A 22727-nucleotide genomic window follows, 5' to 3' on the forward strand; every position below is an offset into this window, starting at 1 on the left:
TCAACCGTGTTTCTGGTCGAAGAACTGCTCGTCCTCGGTCGAGCCCTTCAGCGCGGCGGTCGAGGCATTGGCTTCGATCGTGGTGGTCACCGCGTCGAAGTAGCCGGTGCCCACCTCGCGCTGGTGCTTCACCGCGGTGAAGCCACGCTCGGCGGCGGCGAATTCCTTCTGCTGCAGCTCGACGAAGGCCGTCATGTTGTTGCGGGCGTAGCCGTAGGCCAGGTCGAACATGCCGTAGTTCAGGCTGTGGAAGCCGGCCAGGGTGATGAACTGGAACTTGTAGCCCATCGCGCCCAGCTCGCGCTGGAACTTGGCGATGGTGGCGTCGTCCAGGTTCTTCTTCCAGTTGAAGCTGGGCGAGCAGTTGTAGGCCAGCAGCTTGCCCGGGAACTTGGCGTGGATGGCGTCGGCGAACTTCTTGGCGAAGGCCAGGTCCGGCGTGCCGGTCTCGCACCAGATCAGGTCGGCGTACTCGGCATAGGCCAGACCGCGGCTGATCGCCTGCTCGATGCCGTTCTTGCTGCGGTAGAAGCCTTCGACGGTGCGCTCGCCGGTGAAGAACGGCTTGTCGTTGTCGTCGACGTCGCTGGTCACCAGATCGGCAGCTTCGGCATCGGTGCGGGCCAGCAGGATGGTGGGCGTGCCCATCACGTCGGCGGCCAGGCGGGCGGCCACCAGCTTGCTCACCGCGTCACGGGTGCTGACCAGCACCTTGCCGCCCATGTGGCCGCACTTCTTGGCGGCGGCCAGCTGGTCCTCGAAGTGCACGCCGGCAGCGCCGGCTTCGATCATGGCCTTCATCAGCTCGAAGGCGTTCAGCACGCCGCCGAAGCCGGCTTCCGCATCGGCCACGATGGGCGCGAAGAAGTCGATGTCGTTCTTGCCTTCGCTCCACTGGATCTCGTCGGCGCGCTTGAAGGTGGCGTTGATCTTGCGCACGACCTTGGGCACCGAGTCCACCGAGTACAGCGACTGGTCGGGGTACATCTCGCCATTGCTGTTGGCGTCACCGGCCACTTGCCAGCCGCTCAGGTAGATGGCCTTCAGGCCGGCCTTGACCTGCTGCATGGCCTGGTTGCCGGTGAGCGCGCCGAGGCTGTTGACGAAGGGCTCGGTGTTGATCAGGTTCCACAGCTTCTCGGCACCGCGCTTGGCCAGGGTGTGCTCGATGGGCAGGCTGCCGCGCAGGCGCACCACGTCGGCGGCGCTGTAGCCGCGCTTGATGCCCTTCCAGCGGGGGTTCTCGGCCCAATCCTTTTCGAGGGCGGCAATCTGTTGTTCGCGGGTGAGATTGGTCATGGAAGCTCCTGGGAGTGACAAGTTGGAAACAAGGGAACCGGCTGAACCGATGGCTCTAGCGTAACGGCGGTGCGGCCAGCTGCCAAGACTTATGTCTTATAGAAGACTAAATTGTTGTTCCATTGAAATCAACGACTTACACGCCGTTTTCCATGATGCGGAACGCAATTCTTGATGATGGAAAGTTCTGCTGCGGCGCAGCATGGCTTGATTTCACATCATGAAAGCGGGATTTCCCGATGTGAAAGATGATGTGCCGACACGGCCGGCGCTGGCCGACAGACTCGCCGCTACACCGGCAAGGCGGTGGTCTTCTTCACCGTGCGCAGCACCAGCATCGAATTGCTGCGCTCGACGCCAGGCAGGCGCATCAGCACCTGGGTGTGGAAGCGCTCCAGGTCCTCGGCATCGCGGTAGCTGAAGCGGATCAGGTAGTCGTTGCTGCCGGCCACATAGAAGCAGTCCAGGACCTCCGGCTCGTCGCGCACCGCCTGTTCGAAGCCCTTGAGCACGCCGTCGCTCATGGTCTGCAGGTTGATGATCGAGAAACAGGTGCCGTGCTGGCCCAGCGCCTTGGGATTGAGCAGGGCCACGTACTGGCCGATCACCCCGCTCTCCTCCAGCTGCTTCACCCGCCGCAGGCAGGCCGAGGGCGACAGATGCACCCGTTCGGCCAGTTGCACATTCGACAGCCGGCCATCGTGCTGCAGGGCGTCGAGAATCTGGCGGTCGATCGCATCGAGTTGCGGCTTGCTGGCAGTGGATCGCATTTTCTGCAGTTCATGGGTTGATTGGCGCAATTATATGCGGCGACCTGCGTTGGCGGACCTGCATTGCGCATGCACATTGCGCATGAGCCTGTCTAGACTGCATGATGTTGCGCGGCGTCGCGCACGCCCGCCGCCCACACCCCAGCCAGGAGCCCGACGATGAGCACCACCGACCTCGAAGCACCGGACGACACCCAACACAACGCCGCCGCCAACCCGCTGGCGCAGTTCGTCCAGGGCCCGCGTGGCGCCGCGCTGGATGCCTACTGGATGCCCTTCACCGCCAACCGCCAGTTCAAGAAGAACCCGCGGCTGTTCGTCAAGGCCCAGGGCATGCACTACTGGACCGACGAAGGCCGCCAGGTGCTCGACGCCGTGGCCGGACTGTGGTGCGTGAACGCCGGCCACAACCGGCCGAAGATCGTGCAGGCCATCCAGCAGCAAGCGGCCGAGATGGACTACGCGCCGCCGTTCCAGATGGCCCACCCCAAGGCCTTCGAGCTGGCCGACAAAGTGGCCAAGCTCACGCCCGCCGGGCTGAACAAGGTGTTCTTCACCAACTCGGGTTCCGAGTCGGTCGAGACCGCGCTGAAGATGGCGCTGGCCTACCACAAGGTGCGCGGCGAAGGCACCCGCACCCGGCTGATCGGCCGCGAGCGTGGTTACCACGGCGTCAACTTCGGCGGCATCTCGGTGGGCGGCATGGTCGCCAACCGCAAGCAGTTCGGCGCCATGGTGTCCGGTGTCGACCACATCGTCCACACCCATGACCCGAAGCGCAACGCCTTCAGCATGGGCCAGCCCGAGCATGGTGCGGAACTGGCGGACGACCTGGAGCGCCTGGTGGCCCTGCATGACGCGTCGACCATCGCCGCGGTGATCGTCGAGCCGGTGGCCGGCTCCACCGGCGTGCTGGTGCCGCCCAAGGGCTACCTGAACCGCCTGCGCGAGATCTGCGACAAGCACGGCATCCTGCTGATCTTCGACGAGGTGATCACCGGCTGGGGCCGCACCGGCAACCCGTTCGGCGCCCAGACCTTCGGCGTCACGCCGGACATCATCGTGATGGCCAAGGGCCTGAGCAACGGCGCGGTGCCGATGGGCGGCGTGGCCGTCAAGCAGCACATCCACGATGCCTTCATGAACGGGCCCGAGCACCTGATCGAGTTCTTCCACGGCTACACCTACTCCAGCCACCCGCTGGCCTGCGCCGCGGCACTGGGCACACTGGAAACCTACGCCGATGAAGGCCTGCTGACCCGCGCCGGCGAGCTGTCGGCCTACTTCGCCCAGGCGGTGCACGGCCTGCGCGGCGAGCCGAACGTGATCGACATCCGCAACATCGGCCTGGTGGCGGGCATCGAGTTGTCGCCCATCGCCGGCAGCCCGGCCAAGCGCGCCTTCGACATCTTCCTGGACTGCTACGAGAAGGGTGTGCTGATCCGCACCACCGGCGACACGCTGGCCCTGAGCCCGCCGCTGATCATCGAGCGCAGCCACATCGACCAGATCATCGACACCGTGCGCGGCGCGATCCGCCGGCACGCCGCCTGATCTGACCCGACCGCCTGCACCCGCCAACCGTCACAAGGACACTGCCTAGCGCGCACCGTATGCATTTCCTCAGCGTCGATCGTGAACTCACGCGCCACTCGTACTACGCCGACACGGCGGTGCGGGCGGCACGGCATCCGGCGCTGCAGGGCGATGCAGACTGCGATGTGGCCATCGTCGGCGGCGGGCTGGCGGGGCTGTCTGCTGCCATCGAGCTGGCCGACCGCGGCTTCTCGGTGCGGGTGCTGGAAGCGCGCGAGGTCGGCTTCGGCGCCAGCGGCCGCAACGGCGGCCAAGCCATCCACGGCCTGGCCTGTGACCAGGACGAGATCGAACGGCAGCTCGGCCTGGACGAAGCGCGCCGCGTCTTCGCCATGTCGATCGAGGCGCTGGAGGTGATCCGCCAGCGCTGCGCCCGCTTCCAGATCGACTGCGACTGGCGCGACGGCTACCTGGGCGTGGCCACCAGCGCCGGCAAGGCGCGTGACCTGCTGGCTGGCGCCGACCATCTCGAGACGGCCTACAGCTACCCGCTGCGGCGCATCGCCCAGTCCGACCTGCCGCAGTGGATCGACAGCCCGCGCTACCGAGCGGCGGTGCACGACCCGCGCTCGGGCCACCTGCATCCGCTGAAGTACACGCTGGGCCTGGCCCGGGCTGCCGCCGGGCTGGGCGTGACCATCCACGAAGGCACGGCCGTCACCGCCCTGACCCCGGGCGACCGGCCGGTGCTGCACACCGCCAACGGCCGCGTCACCGCCCGCCAGGTGCTGCTGGCCGGCAATGTCTACCTGCAGGGCATCGCGGCGGCGCTGGAGCCGCGCATCATGCCGGTGGGTACCTACATCGTGGCCAGCGCGCCGGTGGACCCGGCGCTGGCGCAGACGCTGATCCCCTGCGGCGCAGCGGTGTGCGACAACAACTTCGTGCTCGACTACTTCCGCTTCAGCGCCGACCACCGCATGGTCTACGGCGGCCGCGTCAGCTACAGCACCGCCACGCCGATGAACCTGGCCGAATCCATGCGCCAGCGCATGGTCGGCACCTTCCCGGCGCTGGCCGGCACGCCGGTCACCCATGCCTGGGGCGGCTTCGTCGACATCTCGATGAACCGCGCGCCGGATTTCGGCCGCCTGCCCAATTGCCCGCAGGTCTACTACTTGCAAGGCTTCTCCGGCCACGGCCTGGCGCTGACCGGCCTGGCCGGCCGGGTGGTGGCCGAGGCCATGGCCGGCGATGCCACCCGTTTCGACACCTTTGCCCGCCTGCGCCACCGGCCCTTCCCCGGCGGCCGGCTGCTGCGCATGCCGGCCCTCGTGCTGGGCATGGCCTGGTACCGACTGAAAGACGCTCTCGCATGACCGCCCTCCTGCCCAAGCCCCTGGTGCTGGTGCCCGCCTGCAACCGCCCACTGGGCGACCATCCGTTCCACATCGCCGGCCAGAAGTATGTGGATGCGGTGCGCCTGGCCGGCTGCACGCCGCTGATTGTGCCCACGGCCGAGGCGGACGAGATTCCCGGCCTGCTGGCACTGGCCGACGGCGTGCTGCTGACCGGCTCGCCATCGAATGTGCACCCCAGCCACTTCGGCGAGGAGGTGCACGACCCCAGCCTGCCGCTGGACCCGGCGCGCGACGCCTGGACCCTGCCGCTGATCCGCCAGGCGCTGGCCATCGGCCTGCCGCTGTTCGCCATCTGCCGGGGCACGCAGGAGACGAATGTGGCGCTGGGCGGATCGCTGCACCAGGCGGTGCAGGAGGTCGGCCCGTTCCAGGACCACCGCGCGCCCGGCGGTCAGCCAGCCGATGTGCAGTACGCCGACACCCACCCGGTGCAGGTGCTGCCGGGCGGCCGGCTGGCGCAGATCGTCGACCGCGACAGCTTCCAGGTGAATTCGCTGCACGGCCAGGCGGTCAACCGCCTGGCACCTGGGCTGCGGGTGGAGGCGGTGGCGCCGGACGGCATCGTCGAGGCCTTTTCGGTGGAGACGGCGCCCGGCTTCAACCTCTGCCTGCAGTGGCACCCCGAATGGCGGGCGGCCGGCAACCCGGTGTCGATGCAGTTGCTGAGCGCCTTCGGCGATGCGGCACGCGCCTGGCGGGCGCAGCGGCAGACGCCGCACCGCAACCCGATTCCGTAGTGTCGATCTGCCACGGCGCCCACCCGCGCCGCCCCCGGTGCCGCGCCACAAGCGCCGGCACCCGACCCCGCAACCCGACCCAAGGTGTTCCATGGTGAACCGAGAAAACTTCAGCTTCAGCGACCTCGAAAACTGGCTCAACGAGCAGCGCGTGACCGAGATCGAGTGCCTGGTGCCCGACCTGACCGGCGTGGCCCGCGGCAAGATCCTGCCCCGATTGAAATTCACCGAGGACCGCGGCATGCGCCTGCCGCAGGCGGTGGTGGCGATGGGCGTGACCGGCGAGTTCCCCGAGGAGGGGCCGTACTACGACGTCATCAGCCCCACCGACATGGACATGCACCTGCGGCCCGACCCGACCACGGCGCGCATCGTGCCCTGGGCGATCGACCCCACCGCGCAGGTCATCCACGACTGCTACGACAAGGACGGCCAGCTCGTGCCCTTCGCCCCGCGCAGCGTGCTGCGCCGGGTGTGCGACCTGTACGCCGCCAAGGGCTGGAACCCGGTGGTGGCGCCGGAACTGGAGTTCTACCTGGTGGCCCGCAACACCGACCCCGACATGCCGCTGAAGCCGCCGATCGGCCGCAGCGGCCGGGCCGAGACCAGCCGCCAGGCCTACAGCATCGACGCCGTCAACGAGTTCGACCCGCTGTTCGAGGATGTCTACGCCTACTGCGAGACCATGGGCCTGAACGTCGACACCTTGATCCACGAGGTGGGCGCCGGGCAGATGGAGATCAACTTCTTCCATGCCCACCCGCTGGGGCTGGCCGACGAAGTGTTCATGTTCAAGCGCACCGTGCGCGAAGCCGCGCTGCGCCACGACATGTACGCCACCTTCATGGCCAAGCCGATCGCCGGCGAGCCCGGCAGCGCCATGCACGTGCACCAGAGCGTGGTCGACAAGGACGGCAGGAACATCTTCAGCAACCCCGACGGCACGGCCAGCAAGGAGTTCTACTGGTTCATCGGCGGGCTGCAGAAGTACATCCCGGCGGCCATGGCGCTGTTCGCGCCCTATGTCAACAGCTACCGCCGGCTGGTGCGCAGCAATGCCGCACCGATCAACATCCAGTGGGGCACCGACAACCGCACCGTGGGCATCCGCAGCCCGCTGGCCAGCCCGCAGGCCCGGCGCATCGAGAACCGGGTGATCGGCGCCGACGCCAACCCCTACGTGGCCCTGGCCGCCACCCTGGCCTGCGGCTACATCGGCATCGAGCAGCAGATCGAGCCCACGCCCGAGTGCAAGGGCGATGCCTACCTGGGTGACTTCCAGCTGCCGCGCAGCCTGGGCGAGGCGCTGGAACTGCTGCGCCACGAGAAGGACCTGCAACAGGTGCTGGGCGCCAGCTTCGTCACCGTCTACAGCGAGGTCAAGGAGATCGAGTACGCCGAGTTCATGAAAGTGATCTCGCCCTGGGAACGCGAGCACCTGCTCCTGCACGTTTGAAGGAACCACCATGACCGGCACCACACAGCGCACCACCCAAGATTGGCAGGCGGCCGACTCGGCCCACTTCCTGCACCCCTTCACCGACTTCCAGGGCCTGGCCCGCAAGGGCGCGCGCATCATCACCGAGGCCGACAACATCTACCTGCGCGATTCCGACGGCCACCGCATCCTGGACGCGATGAGCGGCCTGTGGTGCGTGAACGTCGGCTACGGCCAGCGGGCGCTGGTGGACGCGGCGGCCACGCAGATGCAGCAGCTGCCGTTCTACAACGCCTTCTTCCAGACGGCCACGCCGCCGGCCATCGCCCTGGCCGAGAAGCTGGCCGAGGTGACGCCGCCGCAGTTCCAGCATGTGTTCTTCTCCGGCTCGGGCTCCGAAGGCAACGACACCGTGGTGCGCATGGTGCGGCGCTACTGGGACGTGCTGGGCCAGCCGGCCAGGCAGGTGATCATCAGCCGCCACAACGCCTACCACGGCAGCACCATGGCCGGCGCCTCGCTGGGCGGCATGAGCGGCATGCATGCCCAGGGCGGCCTGCCGATCCCCAACATCACCCACATCGACCAACCCTATTGGGTGGAGCACAAGCTGCCCGGCGAGACCATGGACGCCTTCGGCATCCGCGCCGCCGGCTGGCTGGAGGCCAAGATCCTGGCCATCGGTGCCGACAAGGTCGCCGCCTTCATCGGCGAGCCGGTGCAGGGTGCGGGCGGCGTGATCATCCCGCCGGCCACCTACTGGCCCGAGATCCAGCGCATCTGCGACCGGCACGGCATCCTGCTGGTGTCGGACGAGGTGATCTGCGGCTTCGGCCGCACCGGGCACTGGTTCGGCTGCGAGACCATGGGTTTCCGGCCCGACCTGATGACCTTCGCCAAGGGCGTGACCAGCGGCTACATCCCGCTGGGCGGCGTGATGGTCGGCGACCGCGTGGCCAAGGTGCTGATCGAGCAGGGCGGCGAGTTCGAGCACGGCTACACCTACTCGGGCCACCCGGTGGCCTGTGCAGTGGCGCTGGCCAACATCAAGATCATCCAGGACCAGAACCTGGTGGGCCATGTGCATGACGACGTGGGCCCGTATCTTGCTGAAGCCTTTGCGCTGCTGGGCGAGCATCCGCTGGTGGGTGCTGCCGAAACCTGCGGCCTGATGGGAGCATTGCTGTTGGTCCAGGACAAAGCCACGCTCAAGCCGTTCGACGCCGCCGTGGGCATCGGCATGGTCTGCCGCGGCCACTGCTTTGCCAACGGGCTGATCATGCGGGCCGTGGGCAACCGCATGATCATCGCGCCGCCGCTGGTCATCACCCGCGCCCAGATCGACGAGATGGCGGCCCTGATCCGCCGCTGCCTGGATCTGACGCTGGCCGACGTACGGCGCCACGGCTGGCTGTGACGCGCGCATGCACCAACCTGGGCATCCCCTGATGAGCCGCAGCCGGCAGCCTGCCTAGACTCCCCCCATTTCTGCCACCCTTGCATTTCCCACATCCCTCGGAGGTTGCTTCATGACTCGGAAGTCCCGGCTCTCGATGGCCACGCTCGGTGCGCTGGCGCTGGCGGCTCTGCTGCCGCTGGGGGCGGCGCAGGCCCAGGAGGAGGAGAAAGTCCTCAACATCTACAACTGGTCCGACTACATCGCCGAAGACACGCTGAAGAACTTCGAGAAGGAAACCGGCATCAAGGTCCGGTACGACAACTTCGACAACAACGAGATCGTCCACGCCAAGCTGGTGGCCGGCAAGACCGGCTACGACATCGTGGTGCCCTCGTCGAACTGGGCCAAGCTGCAGATCGACGGCGGTCTGCTGGCCAAGATCGACAAGAGCAAGATCCCGAACCTGAAGTACCTGGATCCCGCGGTGCAGGCGCAGCTGGCCCGCATGGACCCGGGCAACGAGCACATGGTGAACTGGCTGTGGGGGTTCACCACGGTGGGCATCAATGTCGACAAGGTGAAGGCGGCGCTGGGCAGCACGCCGATGCCGGCCAATGTGTGGGACCTGGTCTTCAACCCCGAGTACATCAGCAAGCTCAAGGGCTGCGGCGTCTCGTTCCTGGATTCGGCCACCGAGGTCATCCCCGCCGCGCTGCACTACCTGGGCAAGCCCTCGTTCAGCAAGGTGCCGGCCGACTACACCGCCGCGGCGGCGCTGCTCAAGAGCATCCGGCCGCATGTCACGCTGTTCAGCAGCTCGGGCTACATCAATGACATGGCCAACGGCAGCATCTGCGTGGCGCTGGGCTGGTCGGGCGACATCAACATCGCCCGCCAGCGCGCCATCGACGGCAAGACCGGCCAGAAGATCGAGGCCCAGATCCCCAGCACCGGTGGCCTGCTGTTCTTCGACGTGATGGTGATTCCGGTGGACGCCGCCCGGCCGGGCAATGCCCACAAGTTCATCAACTACCTGCTGCGCCCCGAGGTGCATGCCGCGTTGACGAACAAGGTGTTCTACGCCAACCCGAACCTGGAGTCGAAGAAGTTCGTCAAGCCCGAGGTGGCCAGCAACCCGTCGGTCTTCCTGAGCCCCGAGAACCTGGCCAAGATGAAGGCGCCGGATGCGCTGAACAACGACCTGCGCCGCCTGATGACGCGCACCTACACCGCCTTCAAGACGGGGTTGTAAACCACCATGGCAGGCAGTCCAGCGCGCGGCGATGCCGCCTACCTGTCCATCCAGGACGTGGTCAAGGATTTCGGCGGCTACAAGGCCGTCAACCACGTCAGCCTGGACATCGCCAAGGGCGAGATCTTCGCGCTGCTGGGCTCGTCGGGCTGCGGCAAGACCACGCTGCTGCGCATGCTGGCCGGCTTCGAGTCGCCGACCAGCGGCCGCATCGTGCTCAACGGCCAGGACATGGCCGGCCTGCCGCCCTACGAGCGGCCGATCAACATGATGTTCCAGAGCTACGCGCTCTTCCCGCACCTCACCGTGTGGCAGAACATCGCCTTCGGCCTGCAGCGTGAGGGTCTGCCGAAAGACCAGATCGCCCAGCGGGTGGAGGCCATGCTCAAGCTGGTGCAGCTGGGCAAGTTCGCCCAGCGCAAGCCGCACCAGCTGTCGGGCGGCCAGCAGCAGCGGGTGGCGCTGGCCCGCAGCCTGGCCAAGCAGCCGCAGATGCTGCTGCTGGACGAGCCGCTGGGCGCGCTCGACAAGAAGCTGCGCGAGGAAACCCAGATCGAGCTGGTCAACATCATCGAGCAGGTGGGCGTCACCTGCGTGATGGTGACGCACGACCAGGAAGAGGCCATGACCATGGCCAGCCGCATCGCCATCATGAGCGAGGGCCGCTTCCTGCAAGTGGGCGCGCCGGCCGACATCTACGAGACGCCAGCCACCAAGTTCGTGGCCGACTTCATCGGCAACGTGAACCTGATGCCCGGCACGGTGGAGGTCGACGAGGTCGACCATGTGGTGATCGGCAGCCCCGACTGCAAGCACTATGTCGGCCACGGCATCACCGGCACCCAGGGCATGGCGGTCACCGTGGCGCTGCGGCCCGAGAAGATCCACGTCTCGCGCCACAAGCCGGCCGACGACTTCAACACCGCCCACGGCACCATCAAGGAGCTGTCGTATTTCGGCAGCTTCACCGTCTACCACGTCGAGCTGGCCAGCGGCGCACGGCTCAAGATCAGCCAGGCCAACACCGCCCGCCACAAGGACGACGAGCTGACCTGGGGCGACGCGGTGTGGGCGCACTGGTCGCGCTCGGCCCATGTGGTGCTGACACAGTAAACCGCGCCATGGCCAGCACCTCCATGCCCTGGTTCCGCCGGCTGTTCAGCGGCCGTTCGGCCGTGATCGGCATCCCCTATGGCTGGCTGCTGCTGTTCTTCCTGCTGCCGTTCCTGATCCTGGCCAAGATCAGCGTCTCCGAAATGGAGAACGTGGTCTTCAAGGACCTGATCACCTACCAGGACGGCCTGCTGCAGCTGCAGCTCAAGCTGGGCAACTATCTCTTCATCACCCAGGATGCGCTGTACGTCAAGACGTACATCGCCAGCCTGCAGTACGCCGCGGCCACCACGGTGCTGTGCCTGTTGATCGGCTACCCGTTCGCCTACTTCATGGCGCGCGCCAAGCCCGAGCGCCAGCCCCTGCTGCTGCTGCTGGTGATGCTGCCGTTCTGGACCAGCTTCCTGCTGCGCGTCTATGCCTGGAAGGGCCTGCTCAGCGAGCATGGCTGGGCGCATGACGCCATCGTCGGCCTGGGGCTGGACCAGCTGCTGCTGGCCGCCGGGGTGATCAGCGCGCCGGGCAAGCTGATGAACACGCCGTTCTCGCTGGTGCTGGGCATGACCTACACCTACCTGCCTTTCATGATCCTGCCGCTGTTCGGCAACCTGGCCAAGCTGGATCTGCGCCTGCTCGAAGCCGCCGCCGACCTGGGCGCCACGCCCTGGGTGGCGTTCTGGAAGGTGACGGTGCCGCTGTCCAAGGCCGGCATCATCGCCGGCAGCATGCTGGTGTTCATCCCCTGCGTCGGCGAGTTCGTCATCCCCGAGCTGCTGGGCGGGCCCGAGACGCTGATGATCGGCCGCGTGGTCTGGGACGAGTTCTTCAGCAACAACGACTGGCCGATGGCCAGCGCGGTGGCGGTGGTGATGGTGCTGCTGATCATCGTGCCGCTGGCCCTGTTCAACAAGTACCAGGCCGAGGCGCAGGAGGCCGGACGATGAACACGGCGGCCTTCAACAAGCTGTTCGCCCGCGGCTGGCTCAGCCTGGGCTATGCCTTCCTGTACCTGCCGATCCTGGCGCTGATCGTCTTCTCGTTCAACGACTCGCCGCTGCCGAACGTGTGGCGCGGCTTCACGCTGAAGTGGTACGCCAACCTGCCGAACGACCGCGAGATGCTGGCCGGCCTGTGGCTGAGCCTGCGCATTGCGTTCTTCACCGCCTGCGGCTCGGTGGTGCTGGGCACGCTGGCGGCCTTCACCCTGGTCAAGTACCGGCGCTTCACTGGCCGCACCGCGTTCTCGGGCATGGTCAGCGCGCCGCTGGTGATGCCCGAGGTGGTGGTCGGCCTGTCGCTGCTGCTGATGCTGGTGTCCATCCAGCGCGCGATCGGTTTCCCCGAGCGCGGCCTGCTCACCATCTGGCTGGGCCACCTGCTGCTGGGCATGGCCTATGCCACCGTGGTGATCCAGGCCCGGCTGCAGGACCTGAACCCGCAGCTGTCCGAGGCGGCCATGGACCTGGGCGCCAGGCCCTGGCAGGTGTTCACCCTGGTCACGCTGCCGATGATCGCCCAGAGCCTGGCCTCGGCCTGGCTGCTGACCTTCACCATCTCGCTCGACGACGTGGTGCTGTCGGCCTTCCTGTCCGGCCCGGGGGCCACCACCATGCCGCTGGTGATCTTCTCGCGCGCCCGGCTGGGGCTGGATCCCAGCGTCAATGCCGTGGCCACATTGATCGTGCTGGTGGTGGCCATCGGCGTGGTGCTGGCCAGCTACATGATTGCCCGCGCCGAACGACGGCGCGCCCGGGAACTGGCCGCTGCCGGCCATGCCTGACCTCGACAACAACCGCCTGAGGAGCCCCTCGATGAAGCTGTTTCCCACGACCGCCCTGGCCCTGGCCCTGGCTGCGGCCTTCCCGGTCCAGGCCCAGAGCAATGCCGACATCCTGAAGGAGCTGCAGGCGCTGAAGGACAAGGTCGCCGAGCTGGAAGGCAAGCTCAAGGCCCAGGAGGCCAAGCTGCCGCCGGCCGCCGGCCAGTGGGGCATGACGCCCGACCAGGCCAGGGAACTCAACCGCGCCACGCTGAAGGCCGAGGCCACCGAGGACGCGATCGAATCGCAGGGCCTGAAGATGCTGAAGATCAGCGGCTTCATGGACCCGGTGTGGCTGTACAACCAGCGCCAGAACCGCGCCGGCTTCCAGTTCCTGAACCCGGTGTCGCTGGGCGGCTACAACTACGACAACAGCTACTTCGGCGGCGTCACCCTCGATTTCCAGAAGGAGATGGAAGGCGGCATCAAGTGGCGTCTGACCCTGGTGCCCAACCGTGGCACCGGCAGCGTCATCGGCGACGGCTCCATCGTGCAGGAGGCGTCGGTCTCGGTGCCGCTGGGTGACCTGCAGACCCGCATCATCGCCGGCCAGATTCCCGACTGGTCGGGCTATGAATACCAGCAGAGCACGCTGAACAAGCTGATCACCCACAACCTGCTCTACGACTTCACCCTGCCCACGCTGTACACCGGCGTCGGCATGGAGTACGTGCGCGGCAAGTGGTGGAGCCGCTGGATGGTGGCCAACGTGAACACCAGCAACCGCAATGCTGGCGAGCGCGCCCCGGCCTTCGTCTACCGCGTCGACTACTCGCGCGGCGAATTCCAGGGCTTCGGCTTCGCCGGCCTGCACGGCAAGGGCGCCAACTTCCGCTCCGACGACGTCAACCCGTTCACGCTGGACCCGTACAAGACCGCCGACACCCGCCTCGACCTGTTCGAGGTCGATGGCTACTTTGTCCGCGGCGACTGGACGGTGCAGGGCCAGCTGAGCTACGGCCAGCAGAAGCACGCCGCCATCACCGCCGACCCGGTGACCGGCGAGATGCGCGATGCCCGCTGGTGGGGTGCGTCGGGCCTGGTGGCCTACAAGTTCGACCCGCGGCTCGAAGGCATCGTGCGGCTGGACTACCTGAACAACCGCAAGAACGGCGGCGGCCTGCTGGGCTACACCTTCGCCGACGACCGCAACGGCATCGGCCCCGACCAGGCCGGCGACCCGGAGCGTGGCGCCAACCGCATGGCCCTGTCGCTGGGCGCCAGTTACCGCTACAACCTCAGCACCACCTTCAAGGCCGAGGCCCGCTTCGACCGCGCCGACCTGCCGGTGTTCCTGGACGTGAAGACCGGCAGCTACCGCAAGACCAATGCGGTGTTCGGCACCTCGGTGGTCGTCGCCTTCTGAACCGCAGCGCCCGGACACGTGCCGGGTGGCCCACCCGGCACCGCACTGGAGCGCCCGATGAAAGACCTGCGTGAACGCCTCGCCGCCCAGGGCGTGCACACCCTGATCGCGCAGTTCACCGACCTGCATGGCGTGGCCCGCGGCAAGTTTGTGCCGCTGGCCCACCTGGACGACCTGCTGACCGACGGCGTCGGCTTCTCCGGTCCGTCGATCGCCGGCAGCGGCCTGCCGCGCTGCGGGCCGCGCAGCGAGTATTGGGGCCGGGGCGCCGCCAGCACCGCCACCGCCCTGCCCTGGCTGCCCGGTTATGCCCGCGTGGTGTGTGACGGCTTCGTCGCCGGTGAACCGTTCGACGCCTGCCCGCGCCAGGTGCTGCGCCGCCAGGTGGCGCGGCTGGCGGCCCAGGGCTGGCACCTGCGCACCGGCGTCGAGCCCGAGTTCTTCCTGCTGCGCCAGAGCAACGGCCGCTGGCTGCCCGCGGACGACGCCGACCGCCTCGACAAACCCAGCTACGACCTGAAGAGCCTGCCGCGCCAACGCGGCTTCCTGCAGGGTCTGCAGCAGGCGCTGGAAGGCTGCGGGCTGGATGTGCTGCAGATCGACCATGAGGACGCCCGGGGCCAGTACGAGGTCAACTTCGGCCACGACGAGGTGCTGGCCAGCGCCGACCACCTGATGCTCTTCAAGATGGCCGCGCATGCGCTGGCCGAGGCGCAGGGCATGGTGTTCTCGATGATGCCCAAGCCCTTCGCCAACCAGCCGGGCAGCGGCATGCACTTCCATGTGTCGCTGTGGAACGGGCCGGTGCACGACCGCCATGGCAATGCACGCAATCTGTGCGTGCCGCACCACCCGGATGGTGCCGTCGACAGCCGCGGCCTGCTGTCGCCGCTGGGCCGGCAGTTCGCCGCCGGTGTGCTGGCGCATTCCGCTGGCCTGTGCGCGCTGGCGGCGCCCACGGTCAACAGCTACAAGCGGCTGACCGTGGGCACCTCGCTGTCGGGCACCACCTGGGCGCCGGCCTACATCGCCCAGGGGCCGAACAACCGCACCGCCCTGGTGCGCACCCTGCACGGCCGCATCGAATGGCGGCTGCCCGATGCCAGCGCCAACCCCTACCTCGCCAGCGCCGGACTGATTGCCGCCGGCCTGGACGGCATCGCCCGCCAGCTGGAGCTGCCCGCCGCGGTGGACGACGACCTGTTCGCGCTGCGCCTGGACCAGGTGCGCGAGCGCGGCATCGCCCTGCTGCCCCAGCACCTGGGCGAGGCGCTGGACGCACTGGCGGCCGACCCGGTGCTGTGCGGCGCCCTGGGCGAGACGCTGACGGCGCAGTTCATCGCCCTCAAGCGCGACGAGCATGTGCAGCACGCCCGCCATGTCAGCGACTGGGAGCTGGACCGTTATGCCACGATGTTCTGACGGCCGCGGCCGGCATGCGGCCGGATGACGACCGCCCGACCGCCGCTGCTGGCCTATGCCTGCCTGGCCGCCAGCATGGCGCTGGTGGGCAGCTATGTGGGCGCGTCGCGTCTGCTGGTGGCGGTGCTGCCGGTGTTCCTGCTGGCCTGGCTGCGCTTCGGCATCGCGGCGGTGGCCATGGCGCACTGGGTGCGCCGCCGGCCGGGTGAGCTGCCCCTGTCAGCGCAGGATCGCCGGCTGCTGTTCTGGGAGAGCTTTCTCGGCAACTTCCTGTTCTCGGTGTGCATGCTCTACGGCGTGCTGCTCACCTCGGCGGTGTCGGCCGGCGTGGTGATGGCCGCCATCCCGGCGGCGGTGGCCCTGCTCAGCCGCTGGTGGCTGGGCGAGCGCATCAACCGCCGCACCCAGCTGGCCATCGCCTGCGCGGCGGTGGGCATCGCGGTGCTGGCACTGGCGCGTGCGCCGGCGGGCAGCCCGCAGGCTGCGCCATCGGCCGCGCCGGCGCTGCCCGGCGGCGCGCTGCTGGGCCATGCGCTGCTGCTGGCCGCGGTGTTCTGCGAGGCGTCCTACGTGGTCATCGGCAAGCGCCTGACAGGCCGGGTGTCACCCCGGCGCATCAGCGCGCTGATCAACCTGTGGGGCCTGGCCCTGGTCACGCCGCTGGGCCTGTGGCAGGCGCTGCAGTTCGACTTCGGCAGCCTGCGCGCGGACACCTGGGTGCTGCTGGTGTTCTATGCGCTGGCCGCCAGCATGGCCACGGTGTGGCTGTGGATGCGCGGCCTGGCCCAGGTGCCGGCGCCGCAGGCCGGCGTGTTCACCGTGATGCTGCCGATCACCGCCGCCGCGGTGGGCGTGGTCTTTCTCGGCGAGCCCTTCGGCACAGGCCACCTGGTGGCGCTGGTGATGGCGCTGGCCGGGCTGCTGCTGGCCACCTGGCCAGCCAGGGCCGATCAGCGCTCGACGCCCCAGGAGGTCATGCGCACCGCCAGCACGGTGGACAAGCCATAGGCCGCCATCGCGAAGGCCACCAGTGCATAGATGGTCCACGGCGGCGTCTGCGCCCAGGCCAGCGCGGCGCCGCCCACGGCCACCAGCACCAGGCGCACGGTGCCGGCCATCACCGGGCCGAACGCCTTGCCGGCGCCCAGCGACGAAAAATAAAGGCTGAGCCCCAGGCCGAACAGGCCGTAGCAGGGCCCGGCCCAGTGGAAGTACAGCGCGGCGGCGGCCAGCACCTCGGGGTCGGTGGTGAAGTGCTGGGTCCACAGCTGCGGCGCCACCGCCAGCACCAGGCCCAGCACGCCCAGCAGGCCGGTGGCCAGCAGCGCGGCTGTCCAGGCGGCACGGCGGGCGCGCGCCACCTTGCCGGCGCCGATCGCCATGCCCACCAGCGGCACCGAGGCCACGCCGATGGCAAACGCGATCGGCACCAGCAGGAATTCCAGCCGCGTGCCGATGCCGTAGCCGGCCAGCGCATTGGTGCCGAAGTGGGCCACCAGGCGGGTGAGGATCAGGATGGTCAGCACCGTCTGCAGCGGTGAGAGGCAGGCCACCGCGCCCACCCGCAGGATGTCGCGCGCCAGCGGCCACTGCAGCGGCGTGCTGCGCACCCGCAGCTGCACCTTGGCCCGGCCGCTGGCCAGGTAGGACAGCAGGAAGGCCGCGCCCAGGAAGTTGGCCACCACCTGGCCCGCGGCCACGCCCGCCATGCCCAGCCGCGGCAGCGGGCCCCAGCCCAGGCCCAGGGCGCCGCCGATCAGCACCTGCGCCACCGCCACGATCAGCAGCGTGGCCGACGGCACCTTCATGTTGCCCGAGCCGCGGATCACCGACGAGAAGGTGTTGACCAGCCAGATGAACACCGAGCCGAGGAAGGCCACATTGGCATAGGCCACCGCCTGGGACAGCGCCTCGCCCTGCCCGCCCAGCGCGGCAAACAGCGCCGGGCCGAAGACCAGCATCAGCACCATGTAGACGCTGCCGGCGGCCACGCCGATCCACATCGCATGCACCGCCAGCGCGCTGGCGCGTGCCGGGTCACCGGCGCCGAAGGCCCGGCTCACGGCCGACGACACGCCGCCGCCCATGGCGCCGGCCGACAGCATGTTCTGCAGCATCACCAGCGGAAACACCAGCGCCATGCCGGCCAGCGAGGCCACGCCGAAGCTGCCCACATAGGCCGTCTCGGCGATGGCCGCCAGTGCCGTGGCCACCATCGCCAGCATGTTGGGCAGCGCAAACCGCAGCAGCGTGGGCAGCAGTGGCGCGCTCAGCAGCGGATCGGGCGGGCGCGCGGCGGGCGCGGCAGGGTTCGGGTTCAGGGCGGCAGCGGTCACGGTGGTATCCTGCGGATCAATCGACTGCACATGCAATCATTGCACCTACAAGTGTGACATGGAACGCGACACTGCACAGCCCCAGGGCTGCACCAACTTCAAGCTGCGGCAGCTGCTGCGCAGCGTCTCGCGGCTGTACGACGCCGAGATGGCGCAGGCCGGGCTGAAGACCACGCAGTTCTCGCTGCTGTCGCATGTGCTGTCGCTGGGGCCGATCGCCCCGTCGGCGCTGGCCGAGCGCATGGGCATGGACGCCTCCACCCTCACCCGCAACCTGCGCCCGCTGGTCGACAAGGGTTGGGTGCTGCAGGGCCCGGGGGCCGACGCCCGCAGCCGGCTGATCACCATCACGCCCACGGGCACGGCGAAGCAGGCCGAGGCCCGCCAGCACTGGAAGCGCGCCCAGCTGGCGCTGAATGCCCGCCTGGGCACGGCCCAGGTGGCGCAGCTGCACCAGCTGATGGACGACGTGCAGCACAGCCTGCAGGACCTGCCGGTCCCGATCACGGAAGACGCCGGCGCCTAGGCGGTGGCGGCCAGCGCCTCGGCGGTGGCGGCCAGCACGCCGCGCTCGGTGATCAGCCCGGTCACCAGCCGCGCCGGCGTCACGTCGAAGGCCGGGTTCAGCGCCGGGCTGCCATCGGGCACCAGTTGCACTTCCACCAGGGCACCCGCCGCATCCTGGCCGGTGATGTGCGTCACTTCACGCGGGCTGCGGTGCTCGATCGGGATCTCGGCCACGCCGTCGTGCACCCTGCGGTCCAGCGTCGACAGCGGCATCGCCACATAGAACGGCACGCCGTTGTCGTGGGCGGCCAGCGCCTTCAGGTAGGTGCCGATCTTGTTGCAGACATCGCCGCGGGCCGTCACCCGGTCGGCACCGACGATGACGATGTCGACCTGGCCATGCTGCATCAGGTGGCCGCCGGTGTTGTCGGCGATCACGGTGTGCGGCACGCCCTGCTGGCCCAGCTCCCAGGCGGTGAGGCTGGCGCCCTGGTTGCGTGGCCGGGTCTCGTCCACCCACACATGCACCGCCAGGCCGGCGGCCTGCGCGGCGTACACCGGAGCCAGCGCCGTGCCCCAGTCCACCGTGGCCAGCGCGCCGGCATTGCAGTGGGTCAGCAGGTTCAGCGGCCGGCCGGGGTGCCGCGCGGCCAGCGCCTGCAGCAGGCCCAGGCCATGGCGGCCGATGGCGGCATTGGTGGCCACGTCCTCATCGGCCAGCGCGCCGGCCAGCTGCCAGGCGGCGGCGGCTCGGGCGTCCACCGGCAGCGGCTGCAACGCAACCACCATGCGCTGGGTGGCCCAGGCCAGGTTCACAGCGGTGGGGCGGGCGCTGTCCAGCCAGGCCTGGGTGGCGGCCAGGCTGGCGTCGTCGGCGGCCACCCGGCACTGGAGCGCGATGCCGTAAGCGGCGGCGGCGCCGATCAGCGGCGCGCCACGCACCCACATGTCGACGATGGCGGTGCGCACCGCGGCCACGCTGTCCAGCCGTTCCACCACCAGCCGGTGCGGCAGCTGGCGCTGGTCGATCACCAGCAGCGCATCGCCTTCGGGCGTGGTCCAGAGGCTGCGGCGCTGCGCTGCTGTGCCGGTCACAGCACCCGTCCGGCCACGCTGCGCAGGCGTTCCACCAGCGCGGCGTCCCGCGCCGCCGGGGCGGTGATCAGCGCATGCTCCAGCGCATGCCGGCAGGTGCAGGCGGGGCCGTGGCTGTCGTGGGTGACGGCGCCGGCGGCTTGGGCCACCAGGCTGCGGCCGGTCTCGGCATTGCGCAGCAGCACGCCGACGATGGCCTCGACCGTCACGTCGTCATGGTGCGGGTGCCAGCAGTCGAAGTCGGTGACCATGGCCACGGTGGCGTAGCACAGCTCGGCCTCGCGGGCCAGCTTGGCCTCGGGCATGTTGGTCATGCCGATCACGTCGCAGTTCCAGCTGCGGTAGAGGCGGCTCTCGGCCAGGGTGCTGAACTGCGGCCCCTCCATCGCCAGGTAGGTGCCACCACGCACATGCGGCACGCCCAGGCCGGCCAGCGCGGCCTGCAGGTGGTCACCCAGGCGCGGGCACACCGGATGGGCCATCGACACATGGGCCACGCAGCCGGCGCCGAAGAAGCTTTTCTCGCGGGCGAAAGTGCGGTCGATGAACTGGTCGACGATGACGAAGCTGCCCGGCGGCAGATCGGCCCGCAGGCCGCCCACCGCGCTGAGCGACAGCACATCGGTGGCGCCCAACTGCTTCAGGGCCGCGATGTTGGCGCGGTAGTTCAGGTCGCTCGGCGTCAGACGGTGGCCGCGGCCGTGGCGCGGCAGGAAGGCCAGCCGCGCCGGGCCGGCCGGCGTGGCCAGCGTGCCGGTGAGGATCTGGTCGGACGGCGCGCCCCAGGGGGTGTCGACCGTGACCCAGGCGGTGTCGGCCAGGCCGGGCAGCTCGTACAGGCCGCTGCCGCCGATGATGGCCAGCAGGCCGTTGGCTGAAGAGATTGTCATGGCAGGTGCTCCAGGAATTGCCGCGGATTCTGCCGTCGTCGGTTCAGGCGCCGGCCAGCGTGGCGGTGCCGCAGCGCGCGGCATGGGCCTGCTGCGCCACCTGGCGCACCGGCAGTGCCTTCAGGCGGTGGTCGCTCCACACCTGGCGCCAGCGGCGCGCGCCGGGCTGGCCGTTCCACAGGCCCAGCATGTGGCGGGTGATGTGCGCGAACGGCGTGCCGCGGGCGGCCTGCTCGGCTTCGATGTAGGCCAGCATGCGGTCCTCGATGGCCAGGCGCCAGGCATCGTCCACCACCGGCAGCGTGCCATCGCCCCAGAAGCGCGCGTCCCAGTCGGCCATCACCACCGGCTCGTGGTACGCGGCGCGGCCCACCATCACGCCGTCCACCGCGGCCAGGTGTTCGGCCACCTGGTCACTGCTGGTGATGCCGCCGTTGATGGCGATGGTCAGGTGCGGGAAGTCGCGCTTCAGCTGGTGCACCAGCGCATGGCGCAGCGGCGGGATCTCGCGGTTCTCCTTCGGACTCAGGCCCTGCAGCCAGGCATTGCGGGCATGCACGATGAACACGGTGCAGCCGGCCTCGGCCACGGTGCCGATGAAGTCGCGCGCGAAGTCGTACCGCTCGATCCGGTCGATGCCGATGCGGTGCTTCACCGTCACCGGCAGGTCGTTGCCCAGCACATCGCGCATGGCCTGCACGCCATCGCGCACCAGCTGCGGCTCGGCCATCAGGCAGGCGCCGAAGGCGCCGCGCTGCACCCGCTCGCTGGGGCAGCCGCAGTTGATGTTGATCTCGTCGTAGCCCCACTGCCGGGCCAGGCGGGCGGCCTGGGCCAGGTCGGCCGGCTCGCTACCGCCCACCTGCAGGGCCAGGGGGTGTTCTTCCGGGTTGAAGTCCAGGTGGCGCGGCAGGTCGCCGTGCAGCAAGGCGCCGGTGGTCACCATCTCGGTGTAGAGCAGGGTGTGGCGGGTGACCAGGCGGTGGAAGAAGCGGCAGTGCCGGTCGGTCCAGTCCATCATCGGCGCGACCGACAGGCGCCAGGGGCTCAGCGGTGCGGTCACGGAGCGGGCTCCAGGTTGGCCCGCACCCGCTGCAGCAGGGCCAGCAGCTGCAGCCGCTCGGCATCGCTGAGGCCGGCCACCGCAGTGGCGGCCACCGCGCGGGCCTGGCGCTGCGCCGCCTGCTGCACGGCCTGCGCCGTGGCGGTGGGATGCAGGCGCAGGTTGCGGCGGTCGGCGGGGTCGGGCTGGGCGTCGAGCAGGCCGCGGGCGCGCAGGCCGGCGATCAGCCGCGCCAGCTGGCTCTTGTCGCGGCCGGCATGGCTGGCCAGGTCGCTCTGCGTGGCGCCGGGGTGGCGGCAGAAGAAGCCCAGCACCTTGTGCTCCATGTGGGTCAGCTCGGCAGCGTCGGGCATGGCGCTGCGGTGGCGCGGCGAGCGGTACAGGTGCATCACCGCATGGATGGCTTCGAACACCTCGTCGCCGTCGGCGGTGTCGGGATCGGAAGCCGATTGGTTGACATGGTCAACTGTTTTGGACATGATGGATGACATTATCAACCATTTGTCCGGCTCTCCATGTCCACCACCGCCCCCGCCCAGCGCCGCGTGCACCGCGTGCGCCACGAGATCCACCGCCGCACCACCACCGTCGTCCGGGTCGACCGGCCCACCCCGGGCTTCGTGCGGGTGACCCTGGCCGACCCATCGCTCGCCGGCTTTGTCTCCGACGGGTTCGACGACCACCTCAAGCTCATCCTGCCCGGTGACGACGGCCAGCCGGTGATGCGCGACTTCACACCCGCCGCCTTCGACCGCCAGGCCGCCACGCTGACGCTGGAGTTCGCGCTGCACACCAGCGGTGTGGCGTCGGACTGGGCGCGCCAGGCCCGGCCCGGGCAGACGGTGGTGGTGGCCGGGCCACGCGGCTCGATGGTGGAGCCCACCGACTTCGACTGGCACCTGCTGGCCGGCGATGCCAGCGCCCTGCCCGCCATCCAGCGCCGCCTGGCCGAGCTGCCGGCCGATGCGCAGGCCATCGTGATCGTGCAAGCCGATGCGGCCGACCAGCGCCTGCTGCCCACCGCCGCGCACCGCACGCTGCAGTGGGTGCCCGACACGGCGGCCCTGGCGTCGGCCATCGATGCACTGGACCTGCCGCCCGGCGAAGGCTTTGCCTGGTGCGCCGGCGAGGCCGGCGCCATGGCGCGGCTGCGCGACCTGCTGCTGGCCAAGGGCCAGCCCAAGGAGGCGATGCGGGTGTCGGCCTACTGGAAGCGCGGTGCCGCCAGCTTCCACGACGAGCTGGCGATCTGACCGCCCCCGCC

General features: G+C 69.1%; 21 protein-coding genes. 14 read left to right on the forward strand and 7 right to left on the reverse strand.

What is annotated here, in order from left to right:
* Both aceA and FFT10_RS01695 read right to left on the reverse strand, forming a co-directional pair.
* On the reverse strand, positions 1 to 1299 hold the full coding sequence (gene aceA, locus FFT10_RS01690) for an isocitrate lyase (protein WP_137731028.1): 1299 nt from the start codon (positions 1297 to 1299) through the stop codon (positions 1 to 3).
* A 290-nt stretch (positions 1300 to 1589) separates the two neighbouring features.
* Positions 1590 to 2069: an Lrp/AsnC family transcriptional regulator gene (locus FFT10_RS01695; RefSeq protein WP_137731029.1), complete on the reverse strand. Its 480-nt coding sequence runs from the start codon at positions 2067 to 2069 to the stop codon at positions 1590 to 1592.
* A gap of 159 nt (positions 2070 to 2228) precedes the next feature.
* Between FFT10_RS01695 and aptA the strand changes: the two genes are divergently transcribed.
* The 12 genes from aptA (at position 2229) to FFT10_RS01755 (ending at position 16580) form a co-directional block, all read left to right on the forward strand.
* Positions 2229 to 3623 carry an omega-aminotransferase AptA gene (aptA, locus tag FFT10_RS01700; RefSeq protein ID WP_137731030.1) on the forward strand — a complete coding sequence of 465 codons (1395 nt, stop codon included), beginning with the start codon at positions 2229 to 2231 and terminating at the stop codon, positions 3621 to 3623.
* Positions 3624 to 3682: 59 nt separating this feature from the next.
* Positions 3683 to 4984: an NAD(P)/FAD-dependent oxidoreductase gene (locus FFT10_RS01705; RefSeq protein WP_137731031.1), complete on the forward strand. Its 1302-nt coding sequence runs from the start codon at positions 3683 to 3685 to the stop codon at positions 4982 to 4984.
* Positions 4981 to 5763, forward strand: coding sequence for a gamma-glutamyl-gamma-aminobutyrate hydrolase family protein (locus FFT10_RS01710; protein ID WP_137731032.1), 783 nt, complete (start codon positions 4981 to 4983; stop codon positions 5761 to 5763). The genes FFT10_RS01705 and FFT10_RS01710 overlap by 4 nt, the downstream gene beginning before the upstream one ends.
* Positions 5764 to 5854: 91 nt before the next feature.
* Positions 5855 to 7219, forward strand: coding sequence for a glutamine synthetase family protein (locus FFT10_RS01715; protein ID WP_137731033.1), 1365 nt, complete (start codon positions 5855 to 5857; stop codon positions 7217 to 7219).
* Positions 7220 to 7229: 10 nt separating this feature from the next.
* A complete protein-coding gene (locus FFT10_RS01720) occupies positions 7230 to 8618 on the forward strand; it encodes an aspartate aminotransferase family protein (RefSeq protein ID WP_137731034.1) in 1389 nt (462 codons plus the stop codon).
* A gap of 112 nt (positions 8619 to 8730) precedes the next feature.
* Complete coding sequence (locus tag FFT10_RS01725; RefSeq protein ID WP_137731035.1) at positions 8731 to 9852, forward strand: polyamine ABC transporter substrate-binding protein; 1122 nt, start codon at positions 8731 to 8733, stop codon at positions 9850 to 9852.
* Positions 9853 to 9858: 6 nt separating this feature from the next.
* The gene (locus FFT10_RS01730) at positions 9859 to 10965 is read left to right on the forward strand and encodes an ABC transporter ATP-binding protein (protein WP_137731036.1); all 1107 of its coding nucleotides are present in this window, start codon (positions 9859 to 9861) and stop codon (positions 10963 to 10965) included.
* Between the two features lie 8 nt (positions 10966 to 10973).
* Entirely contained in the window at positions 10974 to 11909 is a 936-nt protein-coding gene (locus tag FFT10_RS01735) for an ABC transporter permease (protein ID WP_228026908.1), read from the forward strand.
* Complete coding sequence (locus tag FFT10_RS01740) at positions 11906 to 12745, forward strand: ABC transporter permease (protein WP_137731037.1); 840 nt, start codon at positions 11906 to 11908, stop codon at positions 12743 to 12745. The genes FFT10_RS01735 and FFT10_RS01740 overlap by 4 nt, the downstream gene beginning before the upstream one ends.
* Positions 12746 to 12776: 31 nt before the next feature.
* Positions 12777 to 14150 carry a DUF3138 family protein gene (locus FFT10_RS01745; RefSeq protein ID WP_137731038.1) on the forward strand — a complete coding sequence of 458 codons (1374 nt, stop codon included), beginning with the start codon at positions 12777 to 12779 and terminating at the stop codon, positions 14148 to 14150.
* Between the two features lie 57 nt (positions 14151 to 14207).
* A complete protein-coding gene (locus tag FFT10_RS01750) occupies positions 14208 to 15572 on the forward strand; it encodes a type III glutamate--ammonia ligase (protein ID WP_137731039.1) in 1365 nt (454 codons plus the stop codon).
* A gap of 24 nt (positions 15573 to 15596) precedes the next feature.
* Positions 15597 to 16580: a DMT family transporter gene (locus FFT10_RS01755; RefSeq protein WP_137731040.1), complete on the forward strand. Its 984-nt coding sequence runs from the start codon at positions 15597 to 15599 to the stop codon at positions 16578 to 16580.
* Here the strand turns inward: FFT10_RS01755 and FFT10_RS01760 are convergent.
* A complete protein-coding gene (locus FFT10_RS01760) occupies positions 16523 to 17908 on the reverse strand; it encodes an MATE family efflux transporter (RefSeq protein WP_228026909.1) in 1386 nt (461 codons plus the stop codon). The two genes, FFT10_RS01755 and FFT10_RS01760, sit on opposite strands and share 58 nt — an antisense overlap.
* Positions 17909 to 17966: 58 nt before the next feature.
* On the opposite strand from FFT10_RS01760, the gene FFT10_RS01765 reads away from it, so the two are divergent.
* Positions 17967 to 18434 carry a MarR family winged helix-turn-helix transcriptional regulator gene (locus tag FFT10_RS01765; protein ID WP_137731041.1) on the forward strand — a complete coding sequence of 156 codons (468 nt, stop codon included), beginning with the start codon at positions 17967 to 17969 and terminating at the stop codon, positions 18432 to 18434.
* Here the strand turns inward: FFT10_RS01765 and mtnA are convergent.
* The 4 genes from mtnA to FFT10_RS01785 are packed head-to-tail and all read right to left on the reverse strand — an operon-like array spanning position 18431 to position 21942.
* Positions 18431 to 19510, reverse strand: coding sequence for an S-methyl-5-thioribose-1-phosphate isomerase (gene mtnA / locus FFT10_RS01770; RefSeq protein ID WP_137731042.1), 1080 nt, complete (start codon positions 19508 to 19510; stop codon positions 18431 to 18433). The genes FFT10_RS01765 and mtnA overlap by 4 nt on opposite strands.
* Complete coding sequence (locus FFT10_RS01775; RefSeq protein WP_137731043.1) at positions 19507 to 20400, reverse strand: S-methyl-5'-thioadenosine phosphorylase; 894 nt, start codon at positions 20398 to 20400, stop codon at positions 19507 to 19509. Before FFT10_RS01775 ends, mtnA begins: the two co-directional genes overlap by 4 nt.
* Positions 20401 to 20443: 43 nt before the next feature.
* Positions 20444 to 21463, reverse strand: coding sequence for a tRNA dihydrouridine(20/20a) synthase DusA (dusA, locus tag FFT10_RS01780; protein WP_228026910.1), 1020 nt, complete (start codon positions 21461 to 21463; stop codon positions 20444 to 20446).
* Positions 21460 to 21942, reverse strand: coding sequence for a MarR family winged helix-turn-helix transcriptional regulator (locus FFT10_RS01785; protein ID WP_137731044.1), 483 nt, complete (start codon positions 21940 to 21942; stop codon positions 21460 to 21462). Before FFT10_RS01785 ends, dusA begins: the two co-directional genes overlap by 4 nt.
* A gap of 36 nt (positions 21943 to 21978) precedes the next feature.
* Here FFT10_RS01785 and FFT10_RS01790 point away from each other — a divergent pair, with 36 nt between their 5' ends.
* Complete coding sequence (locus FFT10_RS01790) at positions 21979 to 22716, forward strand: siderophore-interacting protein (protein ID WP_137731045.1); 738 nt, start codon at positions 21979 to 21981, stop codon at positions 22714 to 22716.
* Positions 22717 to 22727: the final 11 nt, after the last annotated feature.

This window comes from Pseudaquabacterium pictum (genome assembly GCF_005403045.1).
GTDB classification, from domain to species: domain Bacteria; phylum Pseudomonadota; class Gammaproteobacteria; order Burkholderiales; family Burkholderiaceae_C; genus Pseudaquabacterium; species Pseudaquabacterium pictum.

Bases quoted from the DNA above. Each gene is read 5' to 3' on its own strand.
- aptA (WP_137731030.1), top strand. From the start codon at position 2,229: ATGAGCACCACCGACCTCGAAGCACCGGACGACACCCAACACAACGCC.
- FFT10_RS01740 (WP_137731037.1), top strand. From the start codon at position 11,906: ATGAACACGGCGGCCTTCAACAAGCTGTTCGCCCGCGGCTGGCTCAGC.
- FFT10_RS01745 (WP_137731038.1), top strand. From the start codon at position 12,777: ATGAAGCTGTTTCCCACGACCGCCCTGGCCCTGGCCCTGGCTGCGGCC.
- FFT10_RS01715 (WP_137731033.1), top strand. From the start codon at position 5,855: ATGGTGAACCGAGAAAACTTCAGCTTCAGCGACCTCGAAAACTGGCTC.
- aceA (WP_137731028.1), bottom strand. From the start codon at position 1,299: ATGACCAATCTCACCCGCGAACAACAGATTGCCGCCCTCGAAAAGGAT.
- FFT10_RS01755 (WP_137731040.1), top strand. From the start codon at position 15,597: ATGACGACCGCCCGACCGCCGCTGCTGGCCTATGCCTGCCTGGCCGCC.
- FFT10_RS01735 (WP_228026908.1), top strand. From the start codon at position 10,974: ATGGCCAGCACCTCCATGCCCTGGTTCCGCCGGCTGTTCAGCGGCCGT.
- FFT10_RS01705 (WP_137731031.1), top strand. From the start codon at position 3,683: ATGCATTTCCTCAGCGTCGATCGTGAACTCACGCGCCACTCGTACTAC.
- FFT10_RS01725 (WP_137731035.1), top strand. From the start codon at position 8,731: ATGACTCGGAAGTCCCGGCTCTCGATGGCCACGCTCGGTGCGCTGGCG.
- FFT10_RS01785 (WP_137731044.1), bottom strand. From the start codon at position 21,942: ATGTCCAAAACAGTTGACCATGTCAACCAATCGGCTTCCGATCCCGAC.
- FFT10_RS01775 (WP_137731043.1), bottom strand. From the start codon at position 20,400: ATGACAATCTCTTCAGCCAACGGCCTGCTGGCCATCATCGGCGGCAGC.
- FFT10_RS01730 (WP_137731036.1), top strand. From the start codon at position 9,859: ATGGCAGGCAGTCCAGCGCGCGGCGATGCCGCCTACCTGTCCATCCAG.
- FFT10_RS01765 (WP_137731041.1), top strand. From the start codon at position 17,967: ATGGAACGCGACACTGCACAGCCCCAGGGCTGCACCAACTTCAAGCTG.
- FFT10_RS01695 (WP_137731029.1), bottom strand. From the start codon at position 2,069: ATGCGATCCACTGCCAGCAAGCCGCAACTCGATGCGATCGACCGCCAG.
- FFT10_RS01750 (WP_137731039.1), top strand. From the start codon at position 14,208: ATGAAAGACCTGCGTGAACGCCTCGCCGCCCAGGGCGTGCACACCCTG.
- FFT10_RS01710 (WP_137731032.1), top strand. From the start codon at position 4,981: ATGACCGCCCTCCTGCCCAAGCCCCTGGTGCTGGTGCCCGCCTGCAAC.
- FFT10_RS01720 (WP_137731034.1), top strand. From the start codon at position 7,230: ATGACCGGCACCACACAGCGCACCACCCAAGATTGGCAGGCGGCCGAC.
- FFT10_RS01790 (WP_137731045.1), top strand. From the start codon at position 21,979: ATGTCCACCACCGCCCCCGCCCAGCGCCGCGTGCACCGCGTGCGCCAC.